This is a genomic window from Micromonospora sp. NPDC049679 (assembly GCF_040659735.1).
Lineage (GTDB): Bacteria > Actinomycetota > Actinomycetes > Mycobacteriales > Micromonosporaceae > Micromonospora_I.
Map to the genome: position 1 here is coordinate 1 of NZ_JBFANZ010000050.1, position 17,346 is coordinate 17,346.

Here is a 17,346-nt window from a genome sequence, read left to right on the forward strand (position 1 = left end):
CGGGGGGCGGCCTGGGGGGCGGCCGCCCCCCCCCCCCCCCCCCCGACACCTCCTTCTTACGACTCGTCCTTCTTACGACTCGCCGCCCGTCTCGCCGACCGGCGCGGCGTTGACGTCGTCGATGGCGTACTTCTTGGCCGCCTCGGCCGGCGTCGTCGCCGGCACCTCGCCGCGGCGGGCGAGCTGCCGCAGCGTCGCCACCGCGATCGACTCGGCGTCGACGTTGAAGTGCCGACGCAGGGCGTGCCGGGTGTCCGACAGGCCGAAGCCGTCCGTGCCGAGCGAGGTGTAGTCACCCGGAACCCACCGCGAGATGAGGTCGGGGATCGCACGCATCCAGTCGCTGACCGCCACCTTCGGGCCGGCCACGTCGGCGAGCTTGCTGGTCACGTACGGCACCCGCTCCTCGGCGCCCGGGTTGAGCAGGTTGTACTCCTCGCACTGCACCGCGTCGCGGCGCAGCTCGGTCCAGGAGGTCACCGACCAGACGTCGGCGGCCACCCCCCAGTCCTGCGCGAGGAGCTGCTGGGCCTTGAGCGCCCACTGCATGCCGGTGCCCGAAGCCAGGATGTTGGCCCGGGGCGCCTCGCCGTCGACGTGTGCGACCGTCGGCGCCGCCGCGTAGCGGTAGATCCCCTTGAGGATCCCCTCGGCGTCGACGTCGGCCGGCTCCGCCGGCTGCAGGATCGGCTCGTTGTAGATGGTGAGGTAGTAGAAGATGTTCTCCTGCTTCTCGCCGTACATGCGGTGCAGGCCGTTCTCCACGATGTGCGCGATCTCGAACGCGAACGCCGGGTCGTAGGCCACCACGGCCGGGTTGGTCGCGGCGAGCAGATGCGAGTGCCCGTCCTCGTGCTGCAGACCCTCACCGTTGAGCGTGGTGCGGCCGGCGGTGGCGCCGAGGACGAAACCGCGGGTCATCTGGTCGGCCGCGGCCCAGAAGGCGTCGCCGGTGCGCTGGAACCCGAACATCGAGTAGAAGATGTAGAGCGGGATCATCGGCTCGCCGTGGGTGGCGTACGCCGATCCGGCGGCGGTGAAGGACGCTACCGAGCCGGCCTCGTTGATCCCCTCGTGCAGGATCTGACCGCCGGTCGCCTCCTTGTAGGAGAGGAAGAGCTCCCGGTCGACCGAGGTGTACTTCTGGCCGTGCGGCGAGTAGATCTTCGCCGTCGGGAAGAGCGAGTCCATGCCGAAGGTACGGGCCTCGTCCGGGATGATCGGCACCCAGCGCTTGCCGAACTCCTTGTCCTTCATGATGTCTTTGAGCAGGCGGACGAAGGCCATCGTCGTGGCGATCTTCTGCTTGCCGGAACCGCGCTTGACGTCGTTGAAGCGCTCCGTGGGCGGGATGGCCAACGGAATGGACTTGGTGCGTCGGGACGGCAGGAACCCGCCGAGCGCCTCGCGCCGCTCCCGCAGATAGGCGATCTCCTCGGACTTCTCACCCGGGTGGAAGTACGGCGGCAGGTAGGGGTTGCTCTCCAGGACTGAGTCCGGGATGTCCAGGTAGAGGCGGTCGCGGAACGACTTGAGGTCGTCGAGCGTCAGCTTCTTCATCTGGTGCGTGGCATTGCGGCCCTCGAAGTGCGAGCCGAGCGTCCAGCCCTTGATCGTGTGGGCCAGGATCACCGTCGGCTGCCCGGTGTGCTCCGTCGCCGCCTTGTAGGCCGCGTAGAGCTTGCGGTAGTCGTGGCCGCCGCGCTTGAGGTTCCAGATCTCATCGTCGGAGAGGTGCTCGACCATCTTGCGGGTCCGCGGGTCGCGGCCGAAGAAGTGCTCGCGGACGAAGGCCCCCGACTCCGCCTTGTAGGTCTGGTAGTCGCCGTCCGGCGTGACGTTCATGAGGTTGACCAGCGCGCCGTCGGTGTCGGCGGCGAGCAGCGGGTCCCACTCCCGGCCCCAGACGACCTTGATGACGTTCCAGCCGGCGCCGCGGAAGAACGCCTCCAGCTCCTGCATGACCTTGCCGTTGCCGCGCACCGGTCCATCGAGGCGCTGCAGGTTGCAGTTGATCACGAAGGTCAGGTTGTCGAGCTCCTCGCGGGCGGCGACGCCGATCGCACCCAGCGACTCGACCTCGTCCATCTCGCCGTCACCGAGGAACGCCCAGACGTGCTGCTGGGAGGTGTCCTTGATGCCGCGGTGGTGCAGGTAGCGGTTGAACCGCGCCTGGTAGATGGCGTTGATGCCGCCGAGGCCCATGGAGACGGTGGGGAACTCCCAGAAGTCCGGCATCAACCGCGGGTGCGGGTAGGACGGCAGGCCGCCGCCCGGGTGGGAGAGCTCCTGCCGGAAGCCGTCGAGCTGGTGCTCGCTCAGCCGTCCCTCGAGGTAGGCGCGGGCGTACATGCCCGGGGAGCCGTGCCCCTGGTAGAAGATGTGGTCACCACCGCCGGGGTGGTTCTTGCCCCGGAAGAAGTGGTTGAAGCCGACCTCGTAGAGCGAGGCGGCGCTGGCGTATGTGGAGATGTGCCCACCGACGCCGATCTCCGGACGCTGCGCACGGTGCACGACCATCGCGGCGTTCCACCGGACGAAGGCCCGGATGCGCCGCTCGATCTGCTCGTCGCCGGGGAACCAGGGTTCCTGCTCCGGGGAGATCGTGTTGATGTAGTCGGTGGTGGTCAGGGGCGGGACCCCGACCTGGCGTTCGCGCGCCCGCTCCAGCAGGCGCAGCATGACGTAGCGGGCGCGTTTGGCGCCGCGTTCGTCGATCACCCCGTCGAGCGACTCGACCCATTCGCTGGTTTCTTCTGGGTCGATGTCCGGAAGCTGGCTCGGCAGGCCGTCGCTGATCACCGGGCGCTTGCGTTCCGTTGCCACAGGCGTTCCCTTAGTTGTGTGTGGGATAGGTCTCTAGCGTCATCCTGCCCCCTGATGCCACCTTCCGTCACGCATGGTGGCCGCAGACGCGATGCTCGACACACGTACTGACCAGTAACTTTGCGGTAATCGAGGTTTTCGCTAAAGGATCTTCCTGTGACGCTCGGCCCCGCGTTCGTGCCTGAGAGAGACTGTTGCGCATGCGCAGCGAAGTGATCACGGTCCGGACGGGCTCCCGAGCGACGGTCCGGGACATCACCGCGGAGGCTCAGGAGTTCGTCTCGGGGCAGGGCGACGGGCTGCTGCACGTTTTTGTGCCACACGCCACTGCCGGGGTCGCGATCATCGAAACCGGGGCGGGTTCCGACGATGACCTGTTGACCGCGCTGGACGACGTGCTGCCGACGGACGACCGGTGGCGGCACCGGCACGGGGCGCCCGGGCACGGGCGGGACCACGTGATGCCGGCTTTCGTGGCGCCGTACGCGACGCTGCCCGTGCTCGACGGGCGGATCGCCCTCGGCACCTGGCAGTCGATCTGTCTGGTCGACCCGAACGGCGACAACCCGACCCGCCACGTCCGGTTCTCCTTCCTCCCGGCCCGTTGATCATGGGCATACGCGCCATCCGGGTGCCGGAATTGTCGCGCGTATGCCCATGATCAACGCTGCGCAGCGCTGCGCAGCGCAGCGCGGGGGCCGGGTTAGGGGCGGCGGGTTTCCTGGTCGACCGTCGCGTCGGCGGACGCCGTGCCGGCGGCCGACGGTGCGACCGGACGGTCGTACGTCTGGTGCAGCCCCGGCACCCGGTCCTCGATGGCGAACGACGCTCGGGTGTACGCCGGCGCGTCGGGAGTCGTCACGTACGGCAGGACCTTGAAGTCGGCGTCGAGGCGGCCCGCCGTCACCCGGGTCAGCACGTAGCCCCGCTGGTTGTTGTAGAAGCGCAGGTGCGGGTTGGCGGCGAACCACGGGTGGGTCGTCGAGTCGGCGCCGTTGCCGCCGGAGGTGATCGACGAGCAGACCAGTTCGGTGCCGACCGTACGCGAGGTCGGATCGGCCCAGTCGAGCTTCAGGTCGTCGGCCCAGTGCGCGTGCACGTCGCCGGTGAGCACGACGGGGTTGCGCACCCCGGCCTCGAGCCAGCCACGGGTGATGCGGTCGCGGGAGGCGGCGTACCCGTCCCAGGAGTCCATGCTGACCACTTTGGCCGGGCCGGCGTCGGCGTCGCGCTGCCCGAAGAAGACCTGCTGGCCCAGGATGTCCCAGCGGGCGTGCGAGCGGCGGAAGCCGTCGAGTAGCCACTTCTCCTGCTCCGCCCCGGTAATCGAGCGGGTCGGGTCGAGCGCGGCCGGGCAGTTCTTGTATCCGTCCCCGCAGGCCTGGTCGTCGCGGTACTGGCGGGTGTCGAGCATGTGGAACGTCGCCAGCCGTCCCCAGTGCAGCCGGCGGTAGAGCCGCATGTCGATGCCGTGCGGCAGTGAGGTGCGGCGCAGCGGCATGTTCTCGTAGTACGCCTGGAACGCCGCGGCCCGCCGGGTCGGAAATCCCGGGTCCGGCTGCTCGGGCGTCTCGTCGGCCCAGTTGTTCTCGATCTCGTGGTCGTCGAAGACCACCAGCCAGGGCGCGACGGCGTGCCCGGCCTGCAGGTCGGCGTCGGACTTGTACTGGGCGTGCCGCTGCCGGTAGTTGGCCAGCGTCACCGTCTCCGGTCCCTCGTGGTCGCGCGGATTGCCGCCGGGGATGGTGTAGGAGTCCTTCGCGTATTCGTACTGGTAGTCGCCCAGGTGCAGGATCAGGTCCGGGTGTTCCTCCGCGAGCCGGCGGTAGGCGGTGAAGTAGCCGTGCTCGTACTGCGCGCAGGAGACGAACGCCATCGCCAGCGCGCCGTTGAGCGCCCACGGCGGGGGCGCGGTGCGGGTGCGTCCGACCGGGGAGAGGAAACCCTCGGCGCGGAACCGGTAGAAGTATTCGCGTCCGGGCAGCAGCCCGTTGAGCTCCACGTGGACGCTGTGCGCCGACTGCGGGCGGGCGGGGGTGAGCCCGTGCCGGATCACGTGCCGGAACCGCTCGTCGGTCGCGACGTGCCACTCCACGCTGACCACCCGGTCGGGCATGCCGCCGAGGCCGTCATCGGCGAGGGGCTGCGGCGCGAGCCGGGTCCAGAGCACGAATCCGTCGTGGTCGGGGTCGCCGGAGGCGACGCCGAGGGTGAACGGGTCGGTGCGCAGCGGTCCGACACGGGCCGCTGCGGCCGCGCCGGGCAGGGCGACGGCGCCGGCGGCCCCGACGGCCGCGCCGGCGGCGAGCAGGGTACGGCGGGACAGAGCGGTCATGGCGACCTCCTGGGATCCGGGGTACGGACCCAGGCAGCCTCGCGGGCGGCCATGCCGTGCACGGCTCCAGCGCGTAGCCGCCAGCCGAACACGACCGAAACGTTGTCGCCGCCGGTCCGCGTCCGTTGATCAAGGGATCGGCATCGTCCCACTCCCGTAATCCTGCCGCCGACCCCTTGATCAACCCGGAGGATCGGCGATCAGACCGTCACGTCGCGTCGGGTGAACGCCCACGTGCCGGCGGCCACCAGCGCGGCCATCGTGCCGAGCAGCAGCAGCGCTCCGCTGATCTGCACACCGTTGACCAGCGGCTCTCCGCCCAGATACCAGTGGAACGGCGACAGGTTGCGCGCCCACGACAGCCCCTCGACCTGCGGGATGACGCTGTTGGCGAGGTAGGCCAGGACCGCCACGGCGGCACTCAGCCCGAGGGTGAGACCCTTCCGTCCGGTGGCGGCGCCGACCGCGAACGCCAGCGCTCCGAAGAATCCGCCGAAGAGCAGCAACTGCACGGTGATCGCGCCGAACTCGCCCGCGGTGACCCCGTCGAACTGGGCGGGCCCGCTCAACGCGATCATCGCCAGGCAGAGCAGGCCGGTGACCACGGCCACCCCGAGCAGCAGCGCGGCGAACCGGTGCAACGCCAGACGGGTGCGACCGACCGGGTGGGCGAGCACTAGGTCCAGGGTGCCGGCCTCCTCGTCGCCCGCGATCGCGCGGGTGCCCGCGGTGATCGTGAAGACCGCGACCAGCAGCGGCACGAGCAGGCCGTAGACGCTGCTGGCCAGGTAGCCGGCGGCGCTGGTCAGGTCGTCGTAGTTGAACGCCTCCAGCAGGCCCTTCGGGTACGCGGCCAGCGCGTCCTGCATCTGTGGGGTCTGGATCGAGGGCCAGAACGCCGCGTACATGCTGCCGACGGCGGTGATGGCGATGGCCCAGACGGCCAGCGACCGGCGGGCGTCGAACAGCGCCTTCGTGAACGGGTTACGCGGAAACATGCTCGGCCTCCCCGGTCGTGTAGTAGCTGAAGAAGAGCTCCTCCAGGTCGGGTTCCTCGGAGAGCAGGCTCACCACGGTGTGCCGGGCGGCGGCCTTGACCAGCGCGTCGGCCCGGCCGTCGAGCCGGCAGCGCAGCGTGCTGCCGTCGACGGTCGCGTCGGTGATGCCCGGGAGGGCGCTGAACTCCGCGAGCGGGACGGGACCCTCGAAATGGATCTCGACCTTGCGGACGGCCCGCTCGCGCAGTTCCTCGACCCGCTCGACCGTGATCAGCCGTCCCTCGCGGATGATGCCGACCCGGTCGGCGGTCTGCTGCACCTCGCTCATGACGTGCGACGACATGAAGACCGTCTGTCCGGCGGCCTTCGCTTCGCGGACCAGCGCCACGAACTCCTGCTGGAGGAACGGGTCGAGGCCGCTGGTCGGCTCGTCGAGGATGAGCAGCTCGGGGGAGTGCATGAACGCCTGCACGACGCCGATCTTCTGCCGGTTGCCCTTCGACAGGCTCTTGATCTTCCGGTCCAGGTCGAGGTCGAGCCGCTCCGCCAGCTCCCCGACGCGTCGCGCCGGCACGCCACCGCGCAGGTTTCCCAGGTAGCCGAGGAGCTCGCGGCCGGTCTGCCGTCCGTCGACGACGAAGTCGCCGGCGAGATAGCCGATCCGTCGCCGCAGCGCGATGCCGTGCCGGCGCGGATCGGCGCCGAGGACGGTGGCCCGGCCGCCGGTCGGTCGGATCAGATCGAGCAGGAGCCGGATGGTGGTGGACTTGCCGGCTCCGTTGGGGCCGAGGAAGCCGTACACCTCACCGGTGTCGACCGCCAGGTCCAGGCCGGTCAACCCGCGGTTGCGGCCGTACGTCTTGACGAGCTTGTCGGTGCTGATGGCCAACTCAGCCATCGCTCCTCGCCTCCTTGTTCGTGTCGTGTTCGCGCTTGAAGCGCGCGACGAGTTGGGGCAGTTCGCGCTCGATGAACGCGTAGAAGTCGCGGCTGTAGGCGAGCCGGTCGGCTCCCGGCGCGTCCTCGCCGCCGAGCAGCTCCAGGCCCCGCTCCATCAGCTCGCGGAACACCCGGTACTGGTCCGACTCGACGGCCCGCAGGAACGCCTCGGGGGTCATCTCGTAGGCGGTGCCGCGGCGGCCCGGCGTCGGCACCCGGCGCACCAGCTTGCCGTTCTCGAGCATCCGCATGCCGGCGCTCACGGAGCCCTTCGAGAGACCGAGCGCGTGCGCGAGCTCGGTGCTCGTCTGGTGCGGCGGGTCGCAGATGAGCAGCCAACCGAGCAGCTTGCCGAAGGCCGGGGGCATGCCCATGCCGCTCAGCACCACGCCGGCGTCCTCGGCGAAGTGCCGTTCGGGGGTGAGCTCGTCCGACATCGTCCCGCACCCTCCGCAATGTTCAGTACCTTCTGAACTCACGTTACTCCTGTCTCATGGCGACGCAAGGGGGCGAGGGCAACCCGTTCAGCCGCGCGTCGCACCCGATCGTTGATCCAGATCCGCCGTCGACGGCACGTAGCGTGGGAGGCATGACAACCACCGGCGCGAGCCCTCGACCCGGGACCGGCGAGCGTGGTGAGCTGGCCGGCCAGGTCGTACGCCGGATCGTGCACGTCGCCCGCGCGATGCGGCACGACACCGACCTCGGCTTCGCTCGGCTCGGCCTCACCCCGGCGGTGGCCCGCGCGCTGCACCAGCTCGACCCGGACCGGCCGATCGCCGCCCGCGAGCTCGCCGAGCAACTCGAATGCGACCGCTCCAACGTCACCGCGCTGGTCGACAAGCTCGAGCTCGCCGGTCTCGTCCACCGCCAGGTGGACCCGGCCGACCGCCGGCTCAAGACGCTCGTCGTCACCGACGCCGGCCGGGGCGTGCGCGACCAGGTGCACCAGGTGATGTCCGAGGCGCGGCTGCTGGCCGGCCTCAGCGACGACGAACTGGGCACGCTGCGCGAGCTGCTCGGGAAGGTCTCCGACGGCGGCTGCCCCGAGGACTGCGGCGGCGAGTGACCGCACCCGGACACTTCCTCGGGTGGCAACCGGCCGTGCATGTCGGTAATGCTGTCCCACGTGACCACCCCTCAAGATCTCGATGAGCGGTTCCGGGAAGCGGTCGGCGGGCTCGTCGCCTCCGACACCCGGCGCTGGCCTGACGGGCCGGTCCGCGACGGGACCGCGCTGACCGGTGAGGCCGCCCTCCAGCTCTTCGACGCGCAGCTCACCAGCCGCCACCTCGACCTGGCCGCCCGGTGGCTGCGCAGCTTCGGCGAGGGGTTCTACACGATCGGCTCGTCGGGACACGAGGGGAACGCCGCGCTCGCCGCGGCCGTACGCCCGACCGACCCCGCGTTGCTGCACTACCGCTCCGGCGCCTTCTATTGCGCCCGCACCGCCCAGGCCGCCACCACCGGACCGTCCGAGGAGAACGCCGAGACCCCACTCACCGGGGCCGCCCGCGATGTGCTGCGCGGCGTCGTCGCCTCCGCCCTCGAGCCGATCGCCGGCGGCCGGCACAAGGTCTTCGGCAGCGCCGAACTCGCCGTCATCCCGACCACCTCCACGATCGCCTCGCACCTGCCCCGCGCCGTCGGCGTCGGCTTCGCGATCGAACGCCTGCGCCGCCCCCGTGGCGGCGCCGCCACGCCGGGCGCCGCGGGGCAACCGTCCCCGCCCTGGCCGGCCGACGCGATCGTCGTCTGCTCCTTCGGCGACGCCTCGATCAACCACGCCAGCGCGCTCGCGGCGTTCAACACCGCCGGCTGGTGCGACCACTCCGGCCTGCGCATCCCGGTCCTGTTCGTCTGCGAGGACAACGGGCTCGGCATCAGCGTGCGCTCACCGGAGGGCTGGGTCGCCGGGGCGCTGCGGGCCAAGCCGGGGATCCGCTACTTCGCCGCGGACGGCTGTGACGCCGCCCAGACCTACGACGCGGCGACCGAGGCGGCCGCCTGGGTACGCCGGCACCGGCGGCCCGCCGTACTCCACCTGTCGACCGTACGGCTCATGGGGCACGCCGGCGCGGACGCCGAGCTGGGCTACCGCACCGCGACGGAGATCGCCCGCGACGTGGCCCGCGACCCGCTCGTGGCCACCGCCCGGCTCATCGCCGACGCCGGGCTGGCCAGCGGCGACGAACTGCTCGTCCGGTACGACGAGGTCGGCTGGCAGGTCCGGCAGATCGCCGAGGAGGTGCTCGGCGAACCGAAGCTGGAGGCGGCCACCGACGTCGTCGCGCCGATCGCCCCACGCCGACCGGTCCGCGTCTCCCGCGCGGTCGCCGAGGCCGGCAGCCGGGCGGCCGGCCCGCTCGCCGTGGCCCGCACCGCCGCCTTCAACGGCAAACCGCCGGAGCGGAACGGAGCGCTCACCCTCGCCCAGACCATCAACGCCACGTTGGGCGATGCCCTGCTCAGCCACCCCACGATGGCCGTCTTCGGCGAGGACGTCGCGGGCAAGGGCGGGGTGTACGGCGTGACCAAGGGACTCCGCGAGCGCTTCGGGGCGTCCCGCGTCTTCGACACCCTCCTCGACGAGACCTCCCTGCTCGGCCTGGGGCTCGGCGCCGGCCTGGCCGGGATGCTCCCCGTCCCCGAGATCCAGTACCTCGCCTACCTGCACAACGCCGAGGACCAGCTGCGCGGCGAGGCGGCGACGATGCAGTTCTTCTCCCGCGGCGCCTACCGCAACCCGATGGTGGTCCGGATCGCCGGGCTCGCCTACCAGGAGGGCTTCGGCGGGCACTTCCACAACGACAACTCCGTCGCCGTACTCCGGGATGTGCCGGGGCTGGTGGTCGCGGTGCCGGCGCGGGCCGACGACGCCGCGCCCCTGCTGCGCTCCTGCCTGGCCAGCGCCGCCGTCGACGGCAGCGTCTGCGTCTTCCTGGAGCCGATCGCGCTCTACCACACCCGTGACCTCTACGCGGAGGGCGACAACGAGTGGCTGGCGCCCTACGTCGGGCCGGAGGAGTGGGCCAGCCAGCACGTGCCGGTCGGCCGGGCCAGGGTGTACGCGACCGGCTCCGCCGACGACGTCACCATCATCACGTTCGGCAACGGCGTACGCATGTCGCTGCGCGCCGCCGCCCGGCTCGCCGCCGAGGGGATCGGCGCGCGGGTCGTGGATCTGCGCTGGCTGGCACCCCTGCCGGTGCCCGACATCGTCCGCGAGTCCGCCGTCACCGGACGGGTCCTCGTCGTCGACGAGACCCGCCGCTCCGGCGGCGTCGGCGAGGGGGTCCTGGCGGCGCTCGTCGACGCCGGCTTCGTCGGCGCAGCGCGGCGGGTCGCCTCGGTCGACTCGTTCATCCCGCTCGGCGCGGCGGCGCGTCAGGTATTGGTTGCGGAAGATGCCATTACCCAGGGTGCCCGCGCGCTTCTGGCACGGTAAATTCCGTTGGACTCGGTGCGCCGCTTGCGCATAGCGGCACAACTGTGTGGACTACGCGCTATCGGCGTCGGACCGACGCCGGGAGCAGGAAAATGAGGAGGCATGCGACAGTGAGCGCGACCGCTGGTCAGGCCGCCGACGGCGTACGGACCCTGGCGGACCGGTTCGGCATCGAGTCGGGCATGGTCGTCATGGAGATGGGGTACGACGACGACGTCGACCAGGAACTCCGCGACGCCCTGACCGACCGATGCGGGGAGCTGGTCGACGAGGACACCGACGAGGTCGTCGATGCGGTGCTGGTGTGGTACCGCGAGGACGACGGGGACCTGTTCGAACTGCTCGTCGACGCCCTCGGCCCGCTGGCCGACAACGGCGTGGTCTGGCTGCTGACCCCCAAGGCCGGGCGACCGGGACACGTCGAGCCGAGCGAGATCAGCGAGTCGGCGCCGAGCGCCGGCCTGCAGCAGACCTCGATGATCAACGCCGGCAAGGACTGGGGGGCCGCACGGCTCGTGCTCGGGCGCGGGTCGAAGGCCAAGAAGTAGCGTCGGGGATACGTGGCAGGCTGCCGGGGCCGGTGGTCTGCTGCTTTCCCCTCCACACCACCCCTGGGGTTGCTCCGTGGGGTCGCTTCGGCGCGTGGCATGCTCGGCGTGACAGCTGAACCATCGCGATCAGGGGAGCACGCATGCCGATCGAGGTTGGTGCCGAGGCGCCGGACTTCGTCCTGAAGGACCAGAACAACCAGGAGGTCCGGCTCTCGGACTTCCGCGGCGACAAGGCCGTGTTGCTGGTCTTCTATCCGCTTGCGTTCACCGGCACGTGCCAGGGTGAGCTCTGCGAGGTGCGCGACAACCTCAACGAGTACGTGTCCGACGACGTCCAGGTGCTGACCGTCAGCGTCGATTCGGTCTACGCCCACAAGGTCTGGGCCGACCGTGAGGGCTTCCAGTTCCCGCTGCTGGCCGACTTCTGGCCGCACGGTGCGGTCGCGCAGGCGTACGGCGTCTTCAACGACGTGGCCGGCATCGCCAACCGGGGCACGTTCGTGATCGACAAGGGTGGCGTGGTCCGGTTCTCCGAGATGAACATGCCGGGCGAGGCGCGCGACCAGGAAGGCTGGCGCAAGGCGCTGGCTTCGGTCGTGGCCTGACCCTGGCCGCGTCTGCTGCTCGCCGACCGCTTCGATGATCGCGAACGATTGCAGGGGCTCCAGCCACTCAGATCCTTCGCGATCATGAGCTAGGCGGCTCGTACCGGCGGCGGCAGGGTAAGCTAGCCGCCGCCGGTACGCCGTACAGACGTTCCGGGCGCGTAGCTCAGTGGAAGAGCACTCGCCTTACAAGCGAGGGGTCGCAGGTTCGAAACCTGCCGCGCCCACCCATCACCACCAGGCACAACGTGAATAAGAGCGTCGCTTGCTGATCCGCATGTAGCAACGGCTGTAGCAGCGGGCGTCTCAGTCGAGCTCGTCGTCAAGGCGCTTCACCGCCGCTCGCATCGCGTCAAGGTTCGTGTGAGCGTAGATCTTGAGTGTGATGTCGACGTGGGCGTGCCGTGCGATCGCCTGCACCAGGTGCGGCGGCACGCCGAGGTCGAGGAGCAGCGTGACCATGGTGTGCCGCAGATCGTGCAGCCTGATCTCGGGCAGGCCAGCCCGCTGACGCAGCCCGGCGAAATGCCGATTGAGGTTGCGCGGCTCCATCGGAGTCCCCACCTCCGACGGAAAGACCAACCCGTGATCCCGCCACGTATCGCCGGCCCGGTGCCGCTCGGCTTTTTGCCGCTTCTGATGGTCGAGCAGCGTTACCCAGGCGAGTTCGGGCAGCGGGAGCACGGCATCGGAGTCCTCCGACTTGGTGTCTTGAACTCGAACGCGCACACGGCAAGCCGATCTCGTACTACATCGACGAGTTGACCTTCCGGATGCCGACCCCGGAGGAAGCCACCTCGACGAACCCACGCCGCAGTCTGCCGAACCGCTGGCCGAGTTCATCCAGGACGCGCTTGACCAGCAGGAGCGAGGGGAGCGCCTTCCCTTCGCCGTTGTCGGCCTAGCCTCAGGTAGCACGATCGGCAGCATCAGCTACATCGACATCCTGCGGACTCACCGCGGAGTCGAAATCGGCTGGGCCTGGGTGACTCCGAGCCATTGGCGGACCGGAGCGACCCGCGAAGCGGCGTACCTCCTGATGCGGCATGACTTCAAGACGCTCGGGGTCATACGGGTTGCCTTCAAGACCGACAGCCGGAACATCAGGTCACAGCGGGCGATTACTGGCCTTGGCGCCGCGCAGGAGGGGGTCTTCCGAAACCACCGAATCCTGCGAGACGGCCACATTCGCCACTCGATCTACTGCAGCGTCATCCGGGAGGAGTGGCCGCAGGTGCGGAATCGGCTCGAAGCCGTACAAGCCATGTATGTGTCCCCGGCGGAGTAGCGGGCGACTCCCAGCGGTCAAGGCCGCGACTGGTTGCGGCATGATCAGCGCGTGGCCAGCCGCGTGGAGAACTACCTCGCCCACCTCGACCGCCTGAGCGGCGGCGTCGAACCACGGTTTCTGCCGGTTACTTCGACCAAGGAGGGCCTCAAGGGCGTCACGATCATTGCCTACCGCGACCTGCCCGCCGACCTAGCGACCGCGCTGACGTACGGTCTGTCGCTAGCTGCGCACCCACACTGGAAGTTCGGCAGCCCAGAGCTGTGCCTCAGCGTGCGCTCGGAAGATGACCGCTGGGCTTGGGCTGTCGGGCACCTCGCGGAGAGCCTGCGCGGGTCATGCCCGTTCAGCTACGGCAACACCATCGACTTCGGCGAACGTATCTCCCCAGAATCAGAGATGACGGCCTTCGTGGTCTTCGCCCCAGCCGTCCTTGACTCGGCAGACTGCCGTATCGACGTCAGCGTCCCAGGACACGAGGGACACGACATCATCCACCTCGCCGGCATGTACCCGATCCACCAGGCCGAGCGGCAGTACATCGGCGAGCATGGGCTTGAGTCCTTCTGGAAGCTCGACTGGGACCCGTACGACGTCAGCCGCTCGCCGGCCATCTAACACCCGATCAGCAGCGTAGCTATGGCTAGTGGGCCACGGGCGAGCCCAGGGACCACGTCAAGCGGATCGTGAGGCGCGGGCGTCACAGATCGTCCTGAGACGACAGACCGGCTGCCGGCGTGTCGGGTCTCAGGACCTCCGTGACAGATCAGTCTCGGGACGTGGGTGACACGTCCGCCTAGACGACCTCCTCTGGGGTTCGCTGGGATGCGAAGATGTCCCCGCCCTGGCCGAGCTACGGGGGCTGGTTGGAGGGGACAAGAGTGAGATACGCCAGCGTGGAGCGAACCAGGGACGGCATTGCCGTGGATCCCGAGGCGTACTTCCGGCGGCTGCCGTCATTCGCTGACTCGTTGCCCGAGGGCGCTCGCAAGTTCGCCACTGACCCGGGCCACTACGACTTCTTTGGCCGGCGATGCGTCAAGGACCTCAAGCCTGCTCGACTGACGATCGGTGAGACAGGCGGGAGCCGCTGGGTCGAGTTGAAGCTTCGGCACAACTGCTGGAAGCACAAGGAAGACTTGACGATCCGCTACAGCGGCGTGCAGAGCCTGACGATCGAGCCCGCCGATGACGGGCTAAAAGTGGCCCAGCTCGGAGACGTGATGCTGGACGAAGTACTGCCGCACGAAGTCGGCTGCCAACACGAGATCGTCTGCCTCTCCGGATCGCTGACCGTGGCGAGCCGGGACTTGACCGCTACCTGGTTGGACGCCGACTGTCCGGAGCGCCAGCCGAGGCAGTAGACCCGGCCTCGCGCCAATGTGCCCCGGACTGTCATGCAGGTCCTGATACCGATCTGTCACGCAGGTCCTGAGACCCGACAGACCGGCTGCCGGCGTGTTGACACTCCTATTTTGCGCAAGGGGGTTGGGTGGGGACGTTGGGAAATGCTGGGCGGATCATGGCGCGGTGGTCAGGACTTCCCACGTCGGTCTGTACCCCGAATCGCCGACTCGATGCGGAGTAGCAATCCGGCGAACACGAGCACCGCCCCGAGGACCAGATCCCCTGGGGTGGTGGGTTCGTCGGACTTGTATAGGAGGAAGATCATTCCCCCGGCTGCTGCGAGTCCGCCGATAATGCCGACTACCGCGCCTGCTCCTGTTTCTGGTTGCGTTCCTGTATCCGTCGTCTTCGCCTCAAGGCTGAGGGTTTGGGGAGGGTCGGGATGGTGCTGAGCAGGGCTGGTTGGGTATCGAGCGGCGTCCTGACCTGGCTGGGACGGCCGGATCTTCGGGTCGCGGGATGGCGAGTCCATCGCGGCAGTCTAGGGGGGGTACCGCTACTGCTGGCGTCCCATCTTGATGGACATTCGGTAGGCGTCTCGGGCGATGTAGCGCTTCAGGCAGCGCATGATCTCGGTTTTGGTCTTGCCCTCGGTGATGCGGCGGGTGACGTAGTCCTTGGTGGGTTGGTGGCAGCGCATGCGGACAAGGGTGATGCGCCACAGGGCGCTGTTGGCGTCGCGGTCGCCGCCGCGGTGCAAGCGGTGGCGGTCGGTGCGCCCGGAACTGGCGGGGATACCGTGCACGGACGAGGCGCCACGGGGGGTGCCGGCGTGGGTGACGAACGCAAGGGGCGCTCCGGCTCCAGGATGGCCGGGGCTCCGTCGGCGGGTCGCGGTCCGTGGGTGGTTGCGGTAGGCCATCCCGCCTGCCATCGACCCAGGCAAGCCGAGTAGACCACCGCCCGACCCGCCAGCGCCCGTACGAGCCGTCAAGGTCCGCCCGTCGTGGCGGACCGGGCGGCGGCCCGCTCCCGACAAGGGCGGGTCGACGGCAGGCGGGATGGCGAGGTGTAGGCGTTTGGTCGATGACCCTTCAAGGACGCCAAGTTGACTGTCAGCGATGCCGATGTTGTTGTCGGATCCTGATACGGTTGCTAGTCCTGCTAGCGGGTGCAACCAGTTGACCACGGAGTGGAGAGTCGTGACCAACAGAGACAACCTGATCGCTGGAATTGGCATTGGACTGCTTGTGGCAGCATTCACAATGAAGGTCTTTGATCTTTCCTGGTTGGTGGTCAGTGTAGGGGTTTTGCTGACCATCTTGGGCGGTACCCGCATTCTCTCCAAAAGGTCGTAATCTACCTGTTGATAACGCAGCGCTGACGCTCGTCTCGTAGACCAAAGGTTGTACGAGTGAGTGACGAACTGGGTGACAACCGGGGCGCACAACCACGGACGCCCGCGAACCTAGACGGATCGTCTCCGCAGGGTGGCGGCGGCCGGCCGGGCAGGTCTTGCGCCTATGATTGTTCTTTCGGGACGAAGAGGTCGTCGGTTCGAATCCGGCCACCCCGACCAGGTAAGAGGGCACATCCGATCGATGGATGTGCCCTCTAGTGCATCCTGGGTGACCAACTGAGTGACTACGCCTCAGCAGCCTGCGCGAAGATGCGGTCCATGACCGCCGCGCCCTGGAGCAGCACCGGCCGGAGTTGATGGCGGTAGACGTTCTCCGTGACCGTGGTGCCGGAGTGCCCGCACAGGTCGGCGATGTCTTCCAGGCTGACCCCACTGTCGGAGAGTAGGGACACGAAGCTGTGCCGCAGCTCACGGGGAGTCCAGGCCGCCGGGTCCAGGCCGGCCAGGGTAACGACTCGACGGAAGGCCCGGCGGACATTGGCCGCGTCAAGGGCAGTGCCGACGGTTGTGGCGAAGACCAGTCCCAGCGCGTGCCAGTCCTTGCCGGCAGCGTTGCGGTCCTGGGCCTGGCGCTGACGGTGCAGGGCCAGCGCGGAGACACACCGGGCAGGTAGAGCCATGGTGCGCCGTGACTTCTTGGTCTTGGTGTCGCCGCCGGCCCGAACGGAGTGCCAAACCTGCACGGAGGGCGGTAGTGGCGGATCGATGTCGGCGCGACCATCCAGGTCGACGCGATCCCATGTCAGGGCCGCCGGCTCCAAGATCCACCACCCGAATTACCCGTACAAGGCTGCATGACGGAGCACTAGATGGCTGAGTGGCTATGTGAGTGACGACAGGCCCCGGGGCCACATAAGGTACTCACCCGCCCGCAAACGCGGACGGTCTTCGCGGTATCAGATTGGTGCGCACCTTGAACGCAAAGAGCATTCCGATCGGTGGTGCGCGATCTAGGTGGACTCGCCACAAGATCTGGTTTTTCGTTGCATTTGCGGTGTTTGGCGTGATCGCAATTCTCGCGTCGGACGGTGCGGGCGTACGGCTTCCGGGCGATGAGCTCAAAACGGGCCAAGGAGCGTACGGCTGGTACACCTCTAAAGACGTCGGTTCGAAATTCACCGATGGGCTCAACATCATCACGGTGACGCCACAAGCGCGCGGCCCGTTGCGCCTCATCTCGGCGAGGCCACTCATGGATAATGGCGGGAGCGTCCGTGTGATTGGCATTCTGGCGCGGATCAATCCCGGCATGTTGCCACCGGGTTCCGAGGTCGGATCGTTCCAGGAGGCACCGGAATTTCCGCCTGCGCTGCCCCACGCGGCAGGCGCCGTACCCGTCGAAGGCCTCATTGTTCAACCGCCGAAGCGGGGCGAGGATCGCTGGATCGAGCTCCAGATCGGGTACGAGGTCGTCGCGCCGGGTCGCTCCGCACGGCGCGGCGTTGAGCTTGTTTACGAATATGAAGGTGCCCGGCACAAGGCAGTTATTCCGAGCTACCTGGCGGTTTGCGCGCCTTCTACGGCTATGTGTGAGCCGGAGTACGACAAGTAAATGACGTTTGATGCGCCGCCAGCGAGCCGGGTGACTA

At 68.7% G+C, this 17,346-nt stretch carries 15 protein-coding genes, 1 tRNA gene and 2 pseudogenes; 10 read left to right on the forward strand and 8 right to left on the reverse strand.

Translation table 11 applies throughout. The features are described from left to right. Positions 1-72 precede the first annotated feature (72 nt). Positions 73-2,826, reverse strand: coding sequence for a pyruvate dehydrogenase (acetyl-transferring), homodimeric type (gene aceE, locus AB0J06_RS23580; protein ID WP_357431390.1), 2,754 nt, complete (start codon positions 2,824-2,826; stop codon positions 73-75). Between the two features lie 200 nt (positions 2,827-3,026). On the opposite strand from aceE, the gene AB0J06_RS23585 reads away from it, so the two are divergent. Continuing rightward, entirely contained in the window at positions 3,027-3,434 is a 408-nt protein-coding gene (locus AB0J06_RS23585; RefSeq protein ID WP_357431392.1) for a secondary thiamine-phosphate synthase enzyme YjbQ, read from the forward strand. Positions 3,435-3,529: 95 nt separating this feature from the next. On the opposite strand, the gene AB0J06_RS23590 is transcribed toward AB0J06_RS23585, so the two are convergent. The 4 genes from AB0J06_RS23590 to AB0J06_RS23605 form a co-directional block, all read right to left on the reverse strand. Next, complete coding sequence (locus tag AB0J06_RS23590) at positions 3,530-5,161, reverse strand: alkaline phosphatase D family protein (protein ID WP_357431394.1); 1,632 nt, start codon at positions 5,159-5,161, stop codon at positions 3,530-3,532. Between the two features lie 200 nt (positions 5,162-5,361). After that, a complete protein-coding gene (locus tag AB0J06_RS23595; protein ID WP_357431396.1) occupies positions 5,362-6,159 on the reverse strand; it encodes an ABC transporter permease subunit in 798 nt (265 codons plus the stop codon). Continuing rightward, the gene (locus AB0J06_RS23600) at positions 6,146-7,057 is read right to left on the reverse strand and encodes an ABC transporter ATP-binding protein (RefSeq protein ID WP_357431398.1); all 912 of its coding nucleotides are present in this window, start codon (positions 7,055-7,057) and stop codon (positions 6,146-6,148) included. Before AB0J06_RS23600 ends, AB0J06_RS23595 begins: the two co-directional genes overlap by 14 nt. Then, the gene (locus AB0J06_RS23605; RefSeq protein ID WP_357431400.1) at positions 7,050-7,535 is read right to left on the reverse strand and encodes a MarR family transcriptional regulator; all 486 of its coding nucleotides are present in this window, start codon (positions 7,533-7,535) and stop codon (positions 7,050-7,052) included. The genes AB0J06_RS23600 and AB0J06_RS23605 overlap by 8 nt, the downstream gene beginning before the upstream one ends. Before the next feature lie 152 nt (positions 7,536-7,687). On the opposite strand from AB0J06_RS23605, the gene AB0J06_RS23610 reads away from it, so the two are divergent. The 5 genes from AB0J06_RS23610 to AB0J06_RS23630 all read left to right on the forward strand — a co-directional run bounded on the left by AB0J06_RS23610 (position 7,688) and on the right by AB0J06_RS23630 (position 11,929). Next, positions 7,688-8,167: a MarR family transcriptional regulator gene (locus AB0J06_RS23610; protein ID WP_357431402.1), complete on the forward strand. Its 480-nt coding sequence runs from the start codon at positions 7,688-7,690 to the stop codon at positions 8,165-8,167. A 48-nt stretch (positions 8,168-8,215) separates the two neighbouring features. After that, positions 8,216-10,546, forward strand: a complete 2,331-nt coding sequence (locus AB0J06_RS23615) for a transketolase C-terminal domain-containing protein (protein ID WP_357431442.1) — start codon at positions 8,216-8,218, stop codon at positions 10,544-10,546. A 110-nt stretch (positions 10,547-10,656) separates the two neighbouring features. After that, positions 10,657-11,094 carry a DUF3052 domain-containing protein gene (locus tag AB0J06_RS23620; protein ID WP_357431404.1) on the forward strand — a complete coding sequence of 146 codons (438 nt, stop codon included), beginning with the start codon at positions 10,657-10,659 and terminating at the stop codon, positions 11,092-11,094. 143 nt (positions 11,095-11,237) lie between these two features. Continuing rightward, complete coding sequence (locus AB0J06_RS23625; RefSeq protein WP_357431406.1) at positions 11,238-11,702, forward strand: peroxiredoxin; 465 nt, start codon at positions 11,238-11,240, stop codon at positions 11,700-11,702. 155 nt (positions 11,703-11,857) lie between these two features. Further along, positions 11,858-11,929: transfer RNA gene (locus tag AB0J06_RS23630), tRNA-Val, on the forward strand. Between the two features lie 79 nt (positions 11,930-12,008). On the opposite strand, the gene AB0J06_RS23635 is transcribed toward AB0J06_RS23630, so the two are convergent. Continuing rightward, the gene (locus tag AB0J06_RS23635) at positions 12,009-12,431 is read right to left on the reverse strand and encodes a tyrosine-type recombinase/integrase (protein ID WP_357431408.1); all 423 of its coding nucleotides are present in this window, start codon (positions 12,429-12,431) and stop codon (positions 12,009-12,011) included. An 85-nt stretch (positions 12,432-12,516) separates the two neighbouring features. Here AB0J06_RS23635 and AB0J06_RS23640 point away from each other — a divergent pair. The 3 genes and pseudogenes from AB0J06_RS23640 to AB0J06_RS23650 all read left to right on the forward strand — a co-directional run. Next, positions 12,517-12,990: pseudogene (locus AB0J06_RS23640) on the forward strand (GNAT family protein); the annotation flags it as partial. A gap of 51 nt (positions 12,991-13,041) precedes the next feature. Beyond that, a complete protein-coding gene (locus AB0J06_RS23645; RefSeq protein WP_357431410.1) occupies positions 13,042-13,608 on the forward strand; it encodes a suppressor of fused domain protein in 567 nt (188 codons plus the stop codon). 263 nt (positions 13,609-13,871) lie between these two features. Then, on the forward strand, positions 13,872-14,354 hold the full coding sequence (locus AB0J06_RS23650) for a hypothetical protein (protein WP_357431412.1): 483 nt from the start codon (positions 13,872-13,874) through the stop codon (positions 14,352-14,354). Positions 14,355-14,893: 539 nt separating this feature from the next. Here the strand turns inward: AB0J06_RS23650 and AB0J06_RS23655 are convergent. Both AB0J06_RS23655 and AB0J06_RS23660 read right to left on the reverse strand, forming a co-directional pair. Further along, complete coding sequence (locus AB0J06_RS23655; RefSeq protein ID WP_357431414.1) at positions 14,894-15,142, reverse strand: transposase; 249 nt, start codon at positions 15,140-15,142, stop codon at positions 14,894-14,896. 839 nt (positions 15,143-15,981) lie between these two features. Beyond that, positions 15,982-16,506, reverse strand: a pseudogene (locus AB0J06_RS23660) (tyrosine-type recombinase/integrase); the annotation flags it as partial. A gap of 155 nt (positions 16,507-16,661) precedes the next feature. On the opposite strand from AB0J06_RS23660, the gene AB0J06_RS23665 reads away from it, so the two are divergent. Then, positions 16,662-17,309: a hypothetical protein gene (locus AB0J06_RS23665; RefSeq protein WP_357431416.1), complete on the forward strand. Its 648-nt coding sequence runs from the start codon at positions 16,662-16,664 to the stop codon at positions 17,307-17,309. The last annotated feature ends 37 nt before the right edge of the window (positions 17,310-17,346 follow it).

Excerpts from the sequence above, each read along its gene's own strand:
- AB0J06_RS23585 (WP_357431392.1), top strand. The coding sequence starts at position 3,027 with ATGCGCAGCGAAGTGATCACGGTCCGGACGGGCTCCCGAGCGACGGTC.
- AB0J06_RS23590 (WP_357431394.1), bottom strand. The coding sequence starts at position 5,161 with ATGACCGCTCTGTCCCGCCGTACCCTGCTCGCCGCCGGCGCGGCCGTC.
- AB0J06_RS23595 (WP_357431396.1), bottom strand. The coding sequence starts at position 6,159 with ATGTTTCCGCGTAACCCGTTCACGAAGGCGCTGTTCGACGCCCGCCGG.
- AB0J06_RS23600 (WP_357431398.1), bottom strand. The coding sequence starts at position 7,057 with ATGGCTGAGTTGGCCATCAGCACCGACAAGCTCGTCAAGACGTACGGC.
- AB0J06_RS23605 (WP_357431400.1), bottom strand. The coding sequence starts at position 7,535 with ATGTCGGACGAGCTCACCCCCGAACGGCACTTCGCCGAGGACGCCGGC.
- AB0J06_RS23610 (WP_357431402.1), top strand. The coding sequence starts at position 7,688 with ATGACAACCACCGGCGCGAGCCCTCGACCCGGGACCGGCGAGCGTGGT.
- AB0J06_RS23615 (WP_357431442.1), top strand. The coding sequence starts at position 8,216 with ATGCTGTCCCACGTGACCACCCCTCAAGATCTCGATGAGCGGTTCCGG.
- AB0J06_RS23625 (WP_357431406.1), top strand. The coding sequence starts at position 11,238 with ATGCCGATCGAGGTTGGTGCCGAGGCGCCGGACTTCGTCCTGAAGGAC.